15 protein-coding genes, 1 other RNA gene and 1 pseudogene are annotated in these 15,785 nt (G+C 47.0%); 8 read left to right on the top strand and 9 right to left on the bottom strand.

Features of this window, described 5'->3' with window-relative positions; all coding sequences use genetic code 11:
• From NE536_RS21235 to pspF, 9 genes and pseudogenes are all read right to left on the bottom strand, one after another.
• Positions 1 to 389, bottom strand: a pseudogene (locus NE536_RS21235) (IS3 family transposase); the annotation flags it as partial.
• Positions 390 to 574: 185 nt separating this feature from the next.
• A complete protein-coding gene (locus NE536_RS21230; protein ID WP_006085368.1) occupies positions 575 to 787 on the bottom strand; it encodes a TOBE domain-containing protein in 213 nt (70 codons plus the stop codon).
• 129 nt (positions 788 to 916) lie between these two features.
• Positions 917 to 2,119, bottom strand: coding sequence for an enoyl-ACP reductase FabV (gene fabV, locus NE536_RS21225; RefSeq protein ID WP_011846466.1), 1,203 nt, complete (start codon positions 2,117 to 2,119; stop codon positions 917 to 919).
• Between the two features lie 105 nt (positions 2,120 to 2,224).
• A complete protein-coding gene (locus NE536_RS21220; protein ID WP_006085370.1) occupies positions 2,225 to 3,010 on the bottom strand; it encodes a peptide ABC transporter ATP-binding protein in 786 nt (261 codons plus the stop codon).
• Positions 2,991 to 3,998 (bottom strand): peptide ABC transporter ATP-binding protein, encoded by a 1,008-nt coding sequence (locus NE536_RS21215; protein ID WP_063883145.1) that lies wholly within the window; start codon positions 3,996 to 3,998, stop codon positions 2,991 to 2,993. Before NE536_RS21215 ends, NE536_RS21220 begins: the two co-directional genes overlap by 20 nt.
• Positions 3,999 to 4,001: 3 nt before the next feature.
• Positions 4,002 to 4,892: an ABC transporter permease subunit gene (locus NE536_RS21210; protein ID WP_105252931.1), complete on the bottom strand. Its 891-nt coding sequence runs from the start codon at positions 4,890 to 4,892 to the stop codon at positions 4,002 to 4,004.
• Positions 4,879 to 5,910: an ABC transporter permease gene (locus tag NE536_RS21205; RefSeq protein ID WP_106650148.1), complete on the bottom strand. Its 1,032-nt coding sequence runs from the start codon at positions 5,908 to 5,910 to the stop codon at positions 4,879 to 4,881. The genes NE536_RS21210 and NE536_RS21205 overlap by 14 nt, the downstream gene beginning before the upstream one ends.
• Entirely contained in the window at positions 5,910 to 7,535 is a 1,626-nt protein-coding gene (gene sapA, locus NE536_RS21200) for an ABC transporter substrate-binding protein SapA (RefSeq protein ID WP_261273946.1), read from the bottom strand. The genes NE536_RS21205 and sapA overlap by 1 nt, the downstream gene beginning before the upstream one ends.
• A 69-nt stretch (positions 7,536 to 7,604) precedes the next feature.
• Complete coding sequence (pspF, locus tag NE536_RS21195) at positions 7,605 to 8,696, bottom strand: phage shock protein operon transcriptional activator (protein ID WP_261273945.1); 1,092 nt, start codon at positions 8,694 to 8,696, stop codon at positions 7,605 to 7,607.
• Positions 8,697 to 8,873: 177 nt separating this feature from the next.
• On the opposite strand from pspF, the gene pspA reads away from it, so the two are divergent.
• The 8 genes from pspA (at position 8,874) to ffs (ending at position 15,568) form a co-directional block, all read left to right on the top strand.
• Positions 8,874 to 9,557, top strand: coding sequence for a phage shock protein PspA (gene pspA / locus NE536_RS21190; RefSeq protein WP_006081137.1), 684 nt, complete (start codon positions 8,874 to 8,876; stop codon positions 9,555 to 9,557).
• A 17-nt stretch (positions 9,558 to 9,574) separates the two neighbouring features.
• Complete coding sequence (gene pspB, locus NE536_RS21185) at positions 9,575 to 9,814, top strand: envelope stress response membrane protein PspB (protein WP_006081138.1); 240 nt, start codon at positions 9,575 to 9,577, stop codon at positions 9,812 to 9,814.
• Positions 9,801 to 10,187, top strand: coding sequence for an envelope stress response membrane protein PspC (gene pspC / locus NE536_RS21180; protein WP_063883141.1), 387 nt, complete (start codon positions 9,801 to 9,803; stop codon positions 10,185 to 10,187). The genes pspB and pspC overlap by 14 nt, the downstream gene beginning before the upstream one ends.
• Positions 10,188 to 10,300: 113 nt before the next feature.
• Positions 10,301 to 11,761, top strand: a complete 1,461-nt coding sequence (locus tag NE536_RS21175) for a YcjX family GTP-binding protein (RefSeq protein ID WP_261273944.1) — start codon at positions 10,301 to 10,303, stop codon at positions 11,759 to 11,761.
• The gene (locus NE536_RS21170) at positions 11,758 to 13,032 is read left to right on the top strand and encodes a YcjF family protein (RefSeq protein ID WP_261273943.1); all 1,275 of its coding nucleotides are present in this window, start codon (positions 11,758 to 11,760) and stop codon (positions 13,030 to 13,032) included. Before NE536_RS21175 ends, NE536_RS21170 begins: the two co-directional genes overlap by 4 nt.
• Before the next feature lie 354 nt (positions 13,033 to 13,386).
• Positions 13,387 to 14,580, top strand: coding sequence for a methionine gamma-lyase (megL, locus tag NE536_RS21165; protein WP_261273942.1), 1,194 nt, complete (start codon positions 13,387 to 13,389; stop codon positions 14,578 to 14,580).
• Between the two features lie 227 nt (positions 14,581 to 14,807).
• Entirely contained in the window at positions 14,808 to 15,176 is a 369-nt protein-coding gene (locus NE536_RS21160; protein WP_261273941.1) for a ComEA family DNA-binding protein, read from the top strand.
• Between the two features lie 294 nt (positions 15,177 to 15,470).
• An RNA gene (ffs, locus tag NE536_RS21155) (signal recognition particle sRNA small type) lies at positions 15,471 to 15,568 on the top strand.
• Positions 15,569 to 15,785 lie beyond the last annotated feature (217 nt).

The raw sequence follows: 15,785 nt of genomic DNA, 5'->3' as shown, positions 1-15,785 counted from the left end.
GCTTTTAGCTTTTGCTTGCCAGACGTACCGGATAAGTACTTTTTTCTGAGGCCAGCTCCATATTCATTGTCCATGATATCAACCATGCCATTGAGGATTTTGTTACGCAGTTTCTCTTCTGCTAACTCACGTTCAAGGCGCTTGATCGTTTCGGCAGGGGTTTCTTTTGACTTAGGCATAAAGGGATGCTGAAAAGGTTTCGACCAATCGAGTCTACCATGTTTTCTAAGCCAAACGAGTACCGTTGAACGGCCTTGAATGCCAAAACGGGCTTGGGCTTGTTTGTACGTCATTTCGCCTTTTTCAACACGCTCTACAACGCCTAATTTAAAGGCTAAGGTGTAATCTCGTTGTGTGCGCTTACGGCTTGAGTTAATTGATGTTGTCATAAAGAAGTCCTCTTTATGTCAACGTATTTCAGGACGGGACACTTCGATTAAAAAGGCCAAGTGATTCCACTTGGCCTTTTTGTTTTTCAATGCGCTGAAGTATGTCGATGAGTTTGAAGGTGATCTGCCACAGCAGCCCCGTCAGATTTACTCTTCCATCACATAAAGCGAGACGTTACAGGCGGCTAGTCATCAACGCCTATCATCACGCTGCTGGCTTTGATGAGTGCATAAGCCGAATCCCCCACTTTAAGCCCTAGGCGCTCACAGGACGCTTTAGTCACCACAGAGGTCAATACGACACCTGGTGCAAGTTCGATCGTCACTTCATTGTTTACCGCGCCCATTTCTATGGATTTGATCGTGCCGCTGAGCGTATTTCTTGCGCTAATTTTCATCGTCTTTCCTTATTGAGGGGGTGATTGGTGGAAACTAGTGTAGCGCATCTTAGTTTGGGGTTGTAAATAAAAACGCCACTAAAAAGTGGCGTTTAACGTTGTGATAAGCAGTGATTAGCTATCGCAGAATTAGAGCTCGATAACGTCAAATTCAACGTATGGGTTAACGTCGGCATCGTAATCAATACCTTCGATACCAAAGCCGAATAACTTAATAAATTCAGCTTTGTATTCACGGTAATCCGTTAATTCTGACAAGTTTTCTGTGGTCACTTGTGGCCACAAATTACGGCAGTGTTGCTGAATATCTTCACGCAGTTCCCAATCGTCTAAACGAATGCGGTTGTCGCTGTCAGTTTCTGGCTTAGCACCATCGGCGCGGAATAGACGCTCGCTGAACATGCGGTAGATTTGCTCCATACAACCTTCATGGAGACCTTCCTGACGCATTTTCTTGAATACCATAGCGATATACAAAGGCATGACTGGAATAGCCGAACTCGCTTGAGTTACAACGCTCTTCAGTACCGCAACGTTAGCGCTGCCGCCAGTGGCTGACAATTGCTCATTTAAGGCTTTTGCTGCGCGGTCTAAATCCATCTTGGCCTTGCCAAGGGCGCCGTGCCAGTAGATTGGCCACGTCAGTTCAGTACCGATATAGCTATAGGCTACGGTTTTGCAGTTATCCGCTAATACACCGGCTTCAGACAGGGCTTTGATCCACAGTTCCCAATCTTCACCGCCCATCACTGTTACTGTATCGGCAATTTCTTGCTCAGTTGCAGGCTCAACGGTGGCTTCAATGATGCAGTCTTTATTGGTATCAACCGCAGTCGCAGTGTAAGTTTCACCGATGGGTTTTAGCGCAGAACGAATAAGTTCACCAGAATCTGGCAGTTTGCGCACAGGTGATGCCAGTGAGTAAACGACCATGTCGATTTCACCGAGATCTTGCTTAATAAGTTCGATCACTTTTTGTTTTGCTTCATGGCTAAAGGCATCGCAGTTAATGCTCTTAGAATATAAGCCTTCAGCTTTAGCAAATTTGTCGAAAGCGGCAGAGTTGTACCAACCCGCAGTACCTGGTTTCGTTTCAGTACCTGGCTTTTCGAAGAACACGCCAATCGTTGCGGCATCGCTACCGAAAGCGGCGGCGATACGTGAAGACAGACCGTAACCGCTTGATGAACCAACCACTAATACCTTTTTCGGGCCGTTAGCAATTTTACCTTTAGCTTTGGTTAGCGTGATTTGTTCTTGAACGTTTGCTTCACAACCGACTGGGTGTGTAGTGGTACAAATGAATCCACGAATTTTTGGTTTGATAATCATGTTTAAGCTTCTTCTATCAAAATGACCAATAGGATAAATATTTCGGCGGGTAAATGGCACCTATTTTTAGCCAATTCACCTGATTATTTAAGTGGTTGGAGCAGTTTAACGTTTATGGACAAACAGACTTTGCTCTTGGATCAACCTCTGGGTATATTCATGTTGTGGCGAGTTAAATATCTGTTCTGTAGGCGCTTTCTCGACCATTACACCTTTGTGCAGCACCATAATTTTATCGCTAACATGGCGAATAATATTGAGATTATGGGATACGAAGATATATGACAAGCCGAGGTCTTTTTGCAGTTTCAGCAGCAAATTAAGAATTTGTGAGCGTACTGAAAGGTCAAGCGCGGTCAAGGCTTCGTCGGCAATAATAATTTTAGGATTGAGCATTAAGGCTCGCGCTACCGCAACGCGCTGTTTCTGGCCTTCGGAAATCATGTGCGGATAAAACTCAGCATGCTCAGGTAATAAGCCCACTTTGCGTAATGTGTCGACCACTTGGGTGTGCCGCGATTGCGCCGACATTTTGGTATTAAAACGCAGCGGCTCATCGAGCAACTGGCCAATTGTCAAACGCGGGTTTAGTGAGGTATTCGGATCTTGGAAAATCATTCGAATCAAGCGGCATCTTTGCTTAATATCGCGGCTGTCTAAGGCTTCACCTTCGAAAAAAATCTCGCCACCGCTGCGGGGCTCTGCACCGACTAAAATGCGGGCTAAGGTGCTCTTACCCGAACCTGCTTCACCCACTATGGCTAAGGTTTCGCCGCGTTGGAGCTCGAAGGATACGGGCGCTAAGGCATCGTTATATTGGCGGGAAAAGCCCCTATAACCGGTATCGTATCTTTTATAAAGATCGTTAACTTTAAGCAGTGGGGTCGTCATTGTGGGTTTCGCCGTGATAAGGGAAATGACAGGCAAAATAGCGGTCTTTAATATGACTTAAATTTGGCTGATTAACGCATTTTTTTTGGGCTTCAGGGCAACGAGGCCCTAAGCGACAACCGATTGGCAAATGCTGTAAGGCGGGCGCAGACCCTGGAAGGGTAGGCATAATCGCCTTGTGGCCACCTGAGCCTGAATAGTCGGGCATGTTGTCAAGCAGCGCCTTAGTGTAAGGATGATAAGGCTGCTTAATCACTTCGTCTGTCGGCCCCGATTCCATAACCTGACCGCAATAGAGCACGGATAAGTGATCGCACCATTGGGCTAAGGTTTCAAGCTCGTGGCTGATCAATAGAATCGATACGTTTTGTAATTGATTTAATTGAGATAATAATCTGAATATTTGCGCTTGAGTGCTGAGTTCCATTGAGCTTGTGGGTTCATCGGCAATCAAGAGGCGAGGCTGATTAGCAACCGCCATCGCAATCATCACCTTTTGGCATTCGCCTTCGGATAATTCCCAGGCGTAGCTAGACATTACCTGCCGCGGATTCTTGATCCCGACTTTATGTAGCCACTTTTGTGCCGTCAGCCGTGCATGTCGACGCCGTTGCCAAAAATAGGCGTTGGGATTCTTAGGCATAGCTTGCATCAACTGACTGCCGACGGTTTGTGCTGGATCTAAGCTGCCAGACGGATCTTGGAAGATCATCGCCATGTCTGACCCCATCAGATTACGGCGCTCTTTTGAGCTCATGGCCATCAAGTTATTGCCATCCCACATCATGCGGTCTGCAGTAATAGTCCAGTTGGGTCCGGGGATGCCTAAAATCGCTCTGGCTAACAAACTTCGTCCTGAGCCAGATTCACCGACTAGCCCATGAATTTCGCCCGCATTGAGCGTTAAGCTGACTTTTTCTAGCGCCCGCACTCTACCGTGGGGCGTATCGAGTTCAATCGTTAGATTTCGTACGTCGAGTAAGGGCATAAGTTAGTTTCTGATGGGCGCAAGCGCCGACCGTAGGCCATCGCCAACCAAGTTAATGGAAAGCACACTGAAAAGAATCGCTAAGCCTGGGATAGTTACGGCCCAAGGCGCAGTTAGTAAATTATCCATCCCTTGGGCGACCATAGCGCCCCATTCTGGACTCGGGGCCTGTGCGCCCAAGCTTAAAAAACCCAGGGCAGCGATATCTAAAATAGCAGCTGAAATGGCAAGTGTGGTTTGAATAATCACCACTTCCCACACGTTTGGCATAATGACATACCAAAAAATTTGCATCGAGTTCGCGCCGTCTAAACGTGCGGCTGTGACATATTCTTTTTGTAATTCTTCATGCACTGACTGGTGTATGGAGCGCACAAATTGTGGGGTTAAGGCAATCCCGACGGCCCAGAACACGTTTTCAAGCCCTGGTCCCATTACAGCGACCACTAAAATGGCCATCAATAATGAGGGAATTGATAACAGCGCGTCGAGTAAGTGCCCGAGAATACTGGATTTTAAGCCCCGCATCATGCCCGACAACGACCCTATGATAAAGCCTGTGAATAAAGCGGTAACTACGATCAGCAGCGCCATGCCAAAGGTCAAGTGCGCGCCGTGTAATAATCGGCTGAAAATATCGCGGCCGAGATCGTCAGTCCCTAAAAAGTGCGCCACTGTCCCTGAAGGGTCCCAAGAGGGTGGCAATAGCAAGGCTCTTGGATCTTGTGCCTCTGGCGGAAAGGGCGCAATCATAGGGCCAAACAGGGTTAGCAAGAGCAGAAATGCAATCGTCCATAGACCCGCTAAGGCGAAAGGATTAGCCGAAAAGTTAATCCAAACCCGCATAGTCGGGGAGGCAATTTGATCTTCTTGATAAATTTTAACTGGTGGCATAAAGGTCTTTTCTGCTCAGTGGATTAAAGACTGTGTGCAGCACTTCAATCAAGATACTTAGGAAGATAATCAATAGGGCTACGGCCAGAATACCACCTTGGATGACAGTGTAGTCCCGTTGGTAAATCCCTGAAACCAGCCAAGAACCCACGCCAGGCCATGAGAAAATCATTTCGACCACTATGGCATAACTGGCAAATGAGCCAAGCATGAGCCCTAAATGTTTAAGCACAGGGATCAAGGCATTGGGTAGTGCATGGCGCAGTATAATTGTACTTGTATGCATGCCTCTGGCTTCGGCGGCGCGAATAAAAGTTTGATTCATTACATTCATCATCGCCGAACGAGTGCTGCGAACCACCACAGTAAAAGGTAACACGGCGAGTGTCGTGGCAGGCAAAATGATGTGCAGCAGCGCATCTTTAAATGCCGACATGCCGTATTCAGACTCTGATAACAGGGTATCTACTAGCATAAAGCCAGTGACGGGTTTGATTTCATATAACAAATTGATTTGTCCGGAAATCGGTAACCAACCGAGATCGACACCAAACCAGAGTGAAAGATACAGGCCTAACCAGAATACGGGCACAGAGTAGCCAGTCAGCGTGATCGCCATAATGGTATTCTGGGTGAGTTTATGTTGGCTCTGGGAGGCAAGCACACCTAAGGGAACGCCAAAGCAAATTGCAATAATGGCTGCCATTACAGCGAGTTCAAAAGAGGCGGGCAGAACGGCACTGAGTTCTTCTGCCACTTCTTGATGTGAGGTGACTGAAATACCTAAATTACCGCTAAGCCTTTGTTGCAGGTAAGCGATAAATTGCCACGCTTGGTTTTTATCTAATTTGTAGTCTTGCTCGATTTGAACCAGTTGACTCGCCGTCGGTGTATGTATGCCAGTGAGTGCGTGGGTGCGGTCCACCGGAAACAAGCCGGTGGCGTAAAATAAGACACCTACCATGACTAACGAAGTGGCCAGAAACAAATTGAGGCGGCGCAGTAGGTATTTAAACATTAATTCGCCTCCTCTTGTGCTTGGCTAGTGTGGGCGAAGGAAATACCGCCAAAAGGCGTGAGTTGCATATCCTTGATATCACTACGAGTTAACGCCACACGTTTGGCATGGGCTAGGCTCAACATAGGTACTTGTTCGGCCAAAAAGGCTTCTGCTTGCTGATAAATCACTTTACGTTCGCCCTGATCTGACACTTCCCTTGCACTATCTAAGATGGCATCAAACTCAGGGTTACACCAGCGCGAACGATTGTTGTTCGACTGCATCGCAGCGCAGCTTAGCAGTGGAGTAAAGAAGTTATCGGGATCGCTGTTATCGGCATTCCAGCCAATCAGCACAGAATCATAGTCGTCGCGGCTGAGCCGCTGACTAAACACGCTCCAGTCGTAACTGACGATGTTCACTTTTACGCCTACGTTGGCCAGATCTGATTGAATTAATTCGGCCGTTTTTAACGCATTGGGATTATAGGCGCGGGCGACTGGCATGGCCCAAATATCAATACTGAGATTTTTAATGCCTGCTTCTTTTAACAGGTCGCGCGCTTTTTGCGGATTGTAATCCACAAGCCCTTTGTTATTGGCATAGGCCCAAGATGCTGGCGGTAGAACCCCCGTGGCTTCAATGGCAGTATTTTGATAAACCGCCCGCAGGATATTTTGTTTATCGACCGCATAGGCGAGGGCGCGGCGAACACGGACATCATCTAGTGGTGGTTTCTGGGTGTTAAAGGCCCAAAATGCGACGTTGAGTCCAGGTTGTGACTCAATATTTAATTCTTCATGTTGCTTGATGACCGGTAGCTCACCCGCTTTGGGCAGCGCAGACACACTGCAATCGCCTGCGATCAGTTTCGCGAGTCTGACGGTACTTTTGGTCGTGATATCAAATACCAGCATATCAATTTTTGCGTGTTCGCCCCAAAAGTCAGGATGACGGCGATAGCGAATATATTCGTTTTTCGCGTACTGCACTAAAGTGAACGGCCCTGTACCTATGGCAAAGTGGTCGACGTTTTCAGGATGACCCAATGCTAACTGCTGCTGCGCATACTCATCGGATAAGATCACCGCAAAGTCGGTGGCTAAATTCGACAGAAAAGACGCGTCTTTGCGGGTCAAATAAAAGACCACTTCATGATCGTTTATCTTTTCTATCCCTTTGACCTGCTCAGAAAAGCCAATACTTTGGAAGAAGGGATAACCCGTGCGGGAGACAAAATGATAAGGATGCTGGGTATCGATAATACGCTTAAAGGAGAACAACACATCGTCGGCATTAAAGGGGCGTGTTGGGGTAAACCGCTTCGAATGCTGGAACTGCACGTTTTCCCTGAGGGTGAAGCGATAGCTTAAGCCATCATCAGACATGGCCCAACTCGTCGCCAAGGCAGGGACAAGCTTGCCAGACTGGGTATCATAATCCACTAAGCGACTATAAATTTGGTGCGAGGTGGCATCGATTGTTGTGCCAGATGTCACCAATTGTGGATTAAAAGACTCAGGATTCCCTTCGGAGCAATACACCAAACCGGAAGGGAGTCGTTGGGGGCCACACGCGACCAACAACCAACTCATGCAAGAAACTGCAGTTGTTAGGCACAGGCGTCTAATTAGCACACTCATTTATAAATCATTATTTTATCGACTATGAACGGCTATTTTAGCAGTGCATCTCCCCCATGGGCAATCTGCTTATGCTTTATCAAGTAAATTGTATTTTTTAAGGATGCCACGCAGTTGGTGGTAGCTTAATCCGAGCATGTCGGCGGTTTTCTTTTGGTTGTATTGGCTGCTTGAGAGCGCCTGCTGGATTAGATCCATCTCAAACTTCTCTGTTTGCTCTTTAAAATCCAGCGGAAAATTAAAGCTATTCACTGAAGACTCAGTATTGGCGGGTACTTCAGCCTCAAGTATCGGTGCAGATTGCGGCGTACTGGCAACGGTTGTAGGCGCGACTGAGGTGATTTGGCGTTCGCGGGTCTTGATCCGAGTTTTAGGTCGATAGGGTGAAGCAAAGGGATCGAGGGTGATATGGTCGATGGGCCGATTTTCACCACCATTACGGTAAACGCTGCGCTCGACCACGTTTTTAAGTTCTCGGATATTACCTGGCCAGTCGTGGGTCATTAATTGCTCGACCGCATGGGCACTAAAACCGCTGAACAGTTGCAGCTTTAATTGGCGCGCCATGCCAACGGCGAAGTATGCCGCCAGTGTCATTATGTCTTCTGGGCGGCAACGCAGTGGCGGCAGAGTAATTACATCGAAGGCGAGTCTATCGAGCAAGTCGGCACGAAATTCGCCTGCGTCAGCAAGTGAGGGCAGATCTTCGTTGGCGGCGCAGATTAAACGAACATCACTTTGCACGGTTTTACTGCCGCCGACTCGTTCAAATTCGCCATATTCAATGACACGCAGGAGTTTTTCTTGGATAAGTCCTGAGGTATTGGCTAATTCGTCGAGGAATAAGGTGCCGCCGTCGGCGCGCTCAAAGCGACCTTCGTGTTTGCCTTTGGCGCCAGTAAAGGCACCTGACTCATGGCCAAATAATTCGCTCTCGAGTAAATTTTCACTCAAAGATGAACAGTTTAGCTTAATAAAACTTTGATCCCAGCGCTTAGACAGATAATGTAAGCGTTCGGCAATAAGCTCTTTACCTGTACCACGTTCACCAATAATCAGTACGGGTTTAGACAGCGGTGCAATTTGCGACACATGTTCTAACACTTCGAGTAGGGCGTTGGATTGACCGATAAGGTTGTCTTGCTGAAATTTATTATCCACGATATTTTTTAGTCTTTCGCGCTAAAATTTGGTGAAAATGATAATAAGTGGCTTCAAGTGTAAAAGGAAGTAAAAGTTAAAATTTTGTTTAAGCTGCTGTATTTAAATAAAAAGTAAAAGTTGGCACGGTTAGTGTATTACCTTATACGAGACCAACATCAATTTGAGGATAGGATTATGGGAATTTTCTCTCGTTTCGCCGATATCATTAACTCTAATATCAGCGCATTGCTGGATAAAGCCGAAGACCCAGAAAAAATGGTTCGACTGATTATCCAAGAAATGGAAGACACACTCGTTGAAGTGCGTTCTACCTCAGCTAAAGTGTTAGCTGAAAAGAAAGAGCTGCAACGTCGTATCAACCGCGTGTTAGAGCAAGTGCAAGATTGGCAAGATAAGGCTGAACTGGCACTGTCCAAAGACCGTGAAGACTTAGCGAAAGCCGCTTTAGTTGAAAAACAAAAAGCGACCGGTTTAGCAGACACGCTGAATCAAGAGTTAGCTGTTATCGATGAACATATCGCACGTTTGAAAGATGAAGTGGGTATGTTGCAAGAAAAGCTGCTCGATGCAAAAGCGCGTCAAAAGACCATTATTTTGCGCACTCAAACAGCGTCATCACGCTTAGAAGTGAAAAAGCAGTTAGATTCAAGCAAGATCGACAACGCTATGCTCAAGTTTGAGCAATATGAGCGCCGTGTCGAAGGCTTAGAAGCCCAAGTTGAATCTTACGATCTTGGCAGCAAAAAGACCTTAGCCGATGAGTTTGCGGCGCTAGAAGCGGAAGATTCTGTGAATGCAGAACTGGCAGCGCTAAAAGCCAAGGTAAAAGGTAAAGCGCCAACTAAGTCAAAAGAATAACAATTCAGAGGTGAGTTATGGATATGGACGTGCTAATGGCGCCGATTATTATTTTCATGGTGATAGTCGCGCCAATATGGTTAGTTCTTCATTATCGCAGTAAGCGACAAGTGAGCCAGGGACTCACTGAGGAAGAGTTTTCACAACTCAATGACTTGATATCCAAGGCCGATAAAATGGCGGCGCGTATCGAGACCTTAGAGGCCATTCTGGATACAGAATCGCCCGAATGGAGGGGGAAACATGAGAGGATCTAATGGCCGTACTTTGTACCGCATTCCCCAGTCAGGCAAAATAGCGGGTGTATGTGCAGGGATTGCCGAGTACTTTGCGATTGAAACTTGGTTAGTGCGAGTACTGGCGGTGTCTATCTTCTTACTCGGCGGCTCAGGTGTTGTGTTTATCATCTATGTCGCTTTGTGGGTGATTTTAGACATCAAGCCACAGAAGTCGTACGATAGGGACGATATCGAGGTGAAGAAGAAGCCGTGGCAGTCGGGAGAACCCGCAAAGCAAGCGCTGAGTGACGTGAGTCGTCAATTTCGAAGTCTGGAAGTCAGGCTACAAAATTTAGAACGTCACGTCACCTCTGACAACTTTGATTTAAAAAGACAAATCAATAGTTTGTAACCCTTCTAAAGGGCGGCCATGTCCGCCCTTGTTGCTTAATCTCTTGTCCATTCCAGTGTATAGTCAAGATCACTTAACATAAGTTAACATCATTCGACATAAGGGAAGTCTCTATGGGAATGCTTGATGCCTCGCTCCATAAAATAACCCAAAAGGGCCAATCCCTGTTACATCGCACCGCGGACCGGCATTTACGTTTGGCCGTGACTGGGCTTTCTGGTGCGGGAAAAACCGCATTTATCACAGGGTTAGTCAATCAGTTACTCAATTCTGGCTCTGTCTCAACCTCATCCCACACCCGCAACAACAGCGCTTTGCCATTGTGGCAGGTGAGCCGTGAGCAGCGTTTGCTCGGGGTTAAGCGTGCCATGCAGCCAGATCTGGAAATCGCCAGTTTTGATTATCAAGGTGCCATGTTAGCGCTCACTTCCGAACCCGCGACTTGGCCAGCCTCCACCCGCACGATTTCAGAGCTACGTTTGGCGATTAAATACCGACCGCAAAAGGGCTTATTGGCCAAGTTTTCTGATACCGCCACACTGTATTTGGACATAGTCGATTATCCCGGCGAATGGTTACTCGATTTACCTATGCTGCGCCAAGACTTTGTTACTTGGTGTCGTGCGCAACAAGTTCGCATCGAGCATCTTAAAAGCTCACCCCTGTATGCTGAGTTTGAACAATCTTTGATGTCATTGGATTTAGCCGCCAGCGCCGATGAGCAGCAATTAAAATTGATTGCCGATCAGTATCAGCTATTACTCAATGACTTAGTGCACGTACAAGGTTATTACCAAGCGCAGCCTGGACGCATGTTATTACCGGGTGAATGGCAGGGCGCTCCTTTATTGGCTTTTTTCCCCCTGTTATTAGTTAATGATGAAAAGTTCGCGGCGCTTTCGCAAAGCGATAAACACAGTGGATTCCATGTATTGGAAAAACGCTATCAAGAATACGTGGCTAAAGTGGTTAAGCCTTTCTATAAAAATCACTTTGCCGGTTTTGACAGGCAGTTAGTGCTCGTTGACTGTTTTAGTGCGTTGAATCGCGGTAAAAAGCAATTTGAGGATATGGGGGCGGCACTCAATGCCATTATGGAAAGTTTTCAGTTTGGCCAATCGAGCTATTTACGGCGTTTATTTGCTCCCCGCATCGACCGTTTATTGTTTGCCGCGAGCAAGGTTGACCATGTGACCCGCGATCAGCAGAGCCATGTTTTGTCCCTGCTGACCGATATGTTGAAACACAGCCAGCATTTTGCCAGTTTCGATGGTTGCAAAGTGGAGACGATGGCGATTAGCGCCATCAAGGCGACTCGCCACGGCATGGTGACGACCCAAGAGGGCGAGGTCGAAGTCGTTCAGGGGACGGGACTCAATGGCAAAGCCCTGACCTTGTTTCCAGGCGAAGTGCCCACTCGCTTACCTGACCCCGATTTTTGGCGTGATCAAGGGTTTAACTTTATCGGCTTTGCGCCGCCGAACAATGTGAATGTTGACCCCTCTCAAGTGCACTTTGACCATATTCGTCTCGATCATCTGTTGCAGTACTTACTGGGAGATAAGTTGGAATGACGCTAAAGCTATCGGATAACCCAAATGAGCAGGCCTCCAATTCTTCTGCTAACTCATTTGAAGGCTCGGTTGAGCAATCAGTTGAACAATCCATTGAACAACAGGCTGCTAAACAACAGGCCATTAAACAAAAGCCGCTGAAAAAGCAGCAGCTGTTTGACCCACAAGTCGTGGCGCTTAAACCCAGTAAAGAGGACCTCAAAGGGGCGAAAGCCTTTGATCAGCTTGCGCCTGTGCAAGACATTGAAGCTGATGTTGAGGCGTTAATGGATGCGACACTGTCTGCCCATCTAGAAATGAACGATACCAAATCGGTATCGCCTCAACTTGTAAAATCACGCCGTTGGTCTTGGCATGCTCGTATGGCGGCAGTGAGTTTATTGCTGCTCGTGGTGGTTCAAACGGGATTAGGACTGAGGGATGCTTGGCTTGAGAGCCCTTGGTTGTTCAGTTTTTATGGTGCGGTGCTTGGGGTCGTCAGTGCGTGGGCATTGGCAGGGGTGGTCAGTGAGTACCGCAAACTGAAGCGGCTTAAACAGGTCGCCGATACCCAAGAAACGGGTGCTAGGCTGGCGCAGAGCATGCAAATGGGTGAAGCAGACAGCTTTATCGATAACATAGTGTGCCACTATGGCGACAGCCAAGGTTTGCAGCAACTTCGCCGTTCATTAAAAGATGAGCATAACGATGCCGAGAAAGTCTTGTTATTCGAGGACTTAGTGTTGACGGAGCGGGATGAACTGGCCAAAAAAGTGGTGCGACGCTATGCGGCAGAGTCGGCGGTGCTACTGGCAGCCAGCCCGTTAGCCGTGCTCGATATGGCGATCATCCTATGGCGTAATCAACGTATGCTGCGCGATGTGGCTCGCTGTTATGGCATAGAGTTAGGTTATTGGAGCCGGATTAAACTTATCCGCAGTATCATCATCAATATTATTTATGCAGGCACCAGTGAATTAGTTACCGATTTAGGGACACAGCTGTTATCAGTTGAAATGACAGGTAAATTGTCAGCTCGCTTGGCTCAAGGCTTAGGCGGCGGTATGTTAACTGCGCGCCTTGGATATCAAGCCATGGCACTGTGTCGGCCGATTGTGTTTAGGGAGGAGCAAAGGCCCAAATTGTCTAAAGTGCACCAGGAATTGTTAATTGAACTGAAGCAGTTTTCAGGCAAGCTGTTTACTAAGGAAGGCCGCGACGCATTAAAAGGCCAGTTCGCCGATGTTGATGACAAGGTACCTAAGTCAACTAAAGATAAGTCTAGAGAGTAAATGCTATTTAATATCAAATGATTGACTGCTTAAAGTCGTCAACATAGATGCGTTAATGGGCTGGTTCCTTAGCGCATTTTTTTATGTTTTTTTGCAGGTAGCGAGTATGACAAAGTGCGACTAAAAAGTGCTATGTAACAAGTTAATTACACTTTGCGCGCTGCTATTTTCGCCATGCTACTGGCTTAAGTGCTTGGTCGCGTTATGGTAGGGCTTATTCTGTAGGTCTTATTCGATAGGGCTAATGTTTCATTAACTTATCTATTGGATTATCCATAACGCAGGTATTGAACATCCCAAACGAACAATTAATCAAGAAGGGGGCAGTTCAATGCCAATGACAAGGAGCTAGGTATGCAAGATGAGTCAGGCAAGATGTGGAAAGCGGCAACACAGGTTATTCATGGCGGCCATGAGCGTGAGGCCTTTGGCGCCTTAGTGACGCCGCTATATCAAAGTGCGACTTTTGTGTTTGAGTCGGCTCAGCAAGGTGGCGAGCGATTTGCGGGTAATGAGCAGGGGTATATTTACACGCGCTTAGGGAATCCGACAACCGCCGAGCTTGAACGTAAAATGGCGATTTTAGAAGGTGCAGAGGCTGCCGCTGCAACCGCATCTGGTATGGGCGCAGTATCCGCCGCATTACTGGCTAACTTGCAGATGGGCGATCACTTAGTGGCATCCAATGCCGTATACGGCTGTACTTATGCGCTAATGACGACTCAGTTCGCTCGCTTTGGTATTGAAGTGTCCCTAGTGGACTTTTCATCGGTAGCAGAAATAGAAGCGGCGATTCAATCCAATACTAAGGTCATTTTCTGTGAAACCCCAGTGAATCCCCATTTACAGGTGTTTGATTTGGCGGCAATTGCGACTATTGCTAAACGCCACCAGTTGGTCAGTATTGTCGATAATACCTTTATGACTCCATTACTGCAGCGGCCGCTGGATTTTGGTATCGATTTGGTGATCCACAGTGCGACTAAATATCTCAATGGTCATGGTGATGTGATTGCCGGGATAGTGTGTGGCAGTGAAGAGCAGCTCCATAAAGTGAAGTATGAAATCTTAAAAGATATTGGCGCTGTGATATCGCCACACGATGCTTGGCTGATCTTGCGTGGCCTTAAAACCTTAGATGTGCGTTTACAGCGCCATTGCGATAGTGCCCAGCGAGTGGCCGAGTTTTTGGCCGAACACCCCAGTATTAACCGGGTGTATTATCCCGGACTTGCCTCTCACCCAGGGCATAAATTAATTGGTCAGCAGATGAAACGTGCCGGCGGGGTGATCGCGTTTGAACTGGCGGCAAATTTAGAAGAGGCTATGGCCTTTGTGGGGCATTTAAGCTTGTTCTCTATTGCGGTGAGCCTAGGCGATGCAGAATCCCTCATTCAACATCCAGCGTCGATGACGCACTCTCCCTATACGCCAGAGGCGAGAGCGGCGGCTGGCATTGGTGATAATCTGCTGCGAATTTCCATTGGCTTAGAAGATTGTGACGACATTATCGCCGATTTGAATCAAGCGTTAGCGCGTTTAGCTTAACGAGTGTCACTAATTTAAACCACCAACTATTTGAATGATAAAAGGGATGCAATTTAGCATCCCTTTTTCTATGGCTAAGTTTAGGTTCATCGGGTTAAGAGGTGAAGTTTAGCTAGGGTGAATATTTGTGGCGCCGATTTGGTATTTCATAACAGCATGGACTATTTTTGATTTGAGGCCACGGAAGTAGGAAGAGAGGCCGCAATTCATGGAATAGAGGAAGAGTTATGAACATCACCAAATGTATACCCGCTATTATGAGCGCCATGGCATTAACGGCTTTTTTAACAACGCCAGCAATCGCCGCAGACACCCCGACTAAAGCCGCCGCTAAAATGCAGACTCAGGCTAAAACCGAGGCGAGCGATATGGCATCGGATGCGAAGAAAGCTATGCCGGATGCTGCTCAAGTCAACATCAATACGGCTTCAGCCGAGCAGTTACAAGTGCTAAAAGGGATTGGTGCCGCTAAGGCGCAAGCGATTGTCGATTACCGAACCCAAAATGGTAAGTTCAATGCAATTGATGATTTAGCCAATGTCTCGGGTATTGGGGCTAAGTTGATTGAGCAGAATCGTCATTTGATTAAGTTGTAATTATCTCAGGCGATGATTGAGTTGCATTATGTATTGAGTTTCACTCTTGTTGAATTTTTAATATGCCAAGTTTGACACAGTGAAACTCAGGGAAATGTCTATAAAAGTCTGCATTTGCAGGCTTTTATCATTTCAATCACTTCACTTGCTTATAGATTGTGCAGTTAGGCGGGATATTAAGAGATCTTGTCGATTAGCTCTTGATCCCATAGGAGGCATGGGGGATAATCCACGGCGTTCAAGCAAGCACTTTGGTTTATATCTTTCAAAGCAATGCTCGAAGTTATGGTGACCCTAGGGTCCCCCCGCAATGATAACTTGTGAACTCGGCCAGGCCCGGAAGGGAGCAACCGCAGCAAGCGACTCGTGTGCCGGGGTGTCGGCTCTAGGGGAACCTCCAATTCAATTATCCCCTCTGTATTATCCCCTCTGTATTATCCCTTTTAACTTATTCAGTTCCTATTCCACTCAATTTGTTCAATTCAACATCCTAACGAACTGACTATTTCTACTTTCTGCCGTTGATCCTTTCTAGCGTGAATATTTTACGCAATACGATAATCCATTGTTTGTCTCTTTCCTGCCACTGCACTGGCTACAATCTCTCAT

The sequence above is a fragment of the Shewanella septentrionalis genome (genome assembly GCF_025370265.1).
Taxonomy (GTDB): Bacteria; Pseudomonadota; Gammaproteobacteria; order Enterobacterales; family Shewanellaceae; genus Shewanella; species Shewanella hafniensis.
This window is presented reverse-complemented; position numbering and strand designations above follow the sequence as displayed.

Excerpts from the sequence above, each read along its gene's own strand:
- NE536_RS21220 (WP_006085370.1), bottom strand. The coding sequence starts at position 3,010 with ATGACGACCCCACTGCTTAAAGTTAACGATCTTTATAAAAGATACGAT.
- NE536_RS21215 (WP_063883145.1), bottom strand. The coding sequence starts at position 3,998 with ATGCCCTTACTCGACGTACGAAATCTAACGATTGAACTCGATACGCCC.
- pspC (WP_063883141.1), top strand. The coding sequence starts at position 9,801 with ATGAGAGGATCTAATGGCCGTACTTTGTACCGCATTCCCCAGTCAGGC.
- pspA (WP_006081137.1), top strand. The coding sequence starts at position 8,874 with ATGGGAATTTTCTCTCGTTTCGCCGATATCATTAACTCTAATATCAGC.
- NE536_RS21230 (WP_006085368.1), bottom strand. The coding sequence starts at position 787 with ATGAAAATTAGCGCAAGAAATACGCTCAGCGGCACGATCAAATCCATA.
- NE536_RS21205 (WP_106650148.1), bottom strand. The coding sequence starts at position 5,910 with ATGTTTAAATACCTACTGCGCCGCCTCAATTTGTTTCTGGCCACTTCG.
- sapA (WP_261273946.1), bottom strand. The coding sequence starts at position 7,535 with ATGAGTGTGCTAATTAGACGCCTGTGCCTAACAACTGCAGTTTCTTGC.
- NE536_RS21175 (WP_261273944.1), top strand. The coding sequence starts at position 10,301 with ATGGGAATGCTTGATGCCTCGCTCCATAAAATAACCCAAAAGGGCCAA.
- megL (WP_261273942.1), top strand. The coding sequence starts at position 13,387 with ATGCAAGATGAGTCAGGCAAGATGTGGAAAGCGGCAACACAGGTTATT.
- NE536_RS21210 (WP_105252931.1), bottom strand. The coding sequence starts at position 4,892 with ATGCCACCAGTTAAAATTTATCAAGAAGATCAAATTGCCTCCCCGACT.
- NE536_RS21160 (WP_261273941.1), top strand. The coding sequence starts at position 14,808 with ATGAACATCACCAAATGTATACCCGCTATTATGAGCGCCATGGCATTA.
- pspB (WP_006081138.1), top strand. The coding sequence starts at position 9,575 with ATGGATATGGACGTGCTAATGGCGCCGATTATTATTTTCATGGTGATA.
- NE536_RS21170 (WP_261273943.1), top strand. The coding sequence starts at position 11,758 with ATGACGCTAAAGCTATCGGATAACCCAAATGAGCAGGCCTCCAATTCT.
- fabV (WP_011846466.1), bottom strand. The coding sequence starts at position 2,119 with ATGATTATCAAACCAAAAATTCGTGGATTCATTTGTACCACTACACAC.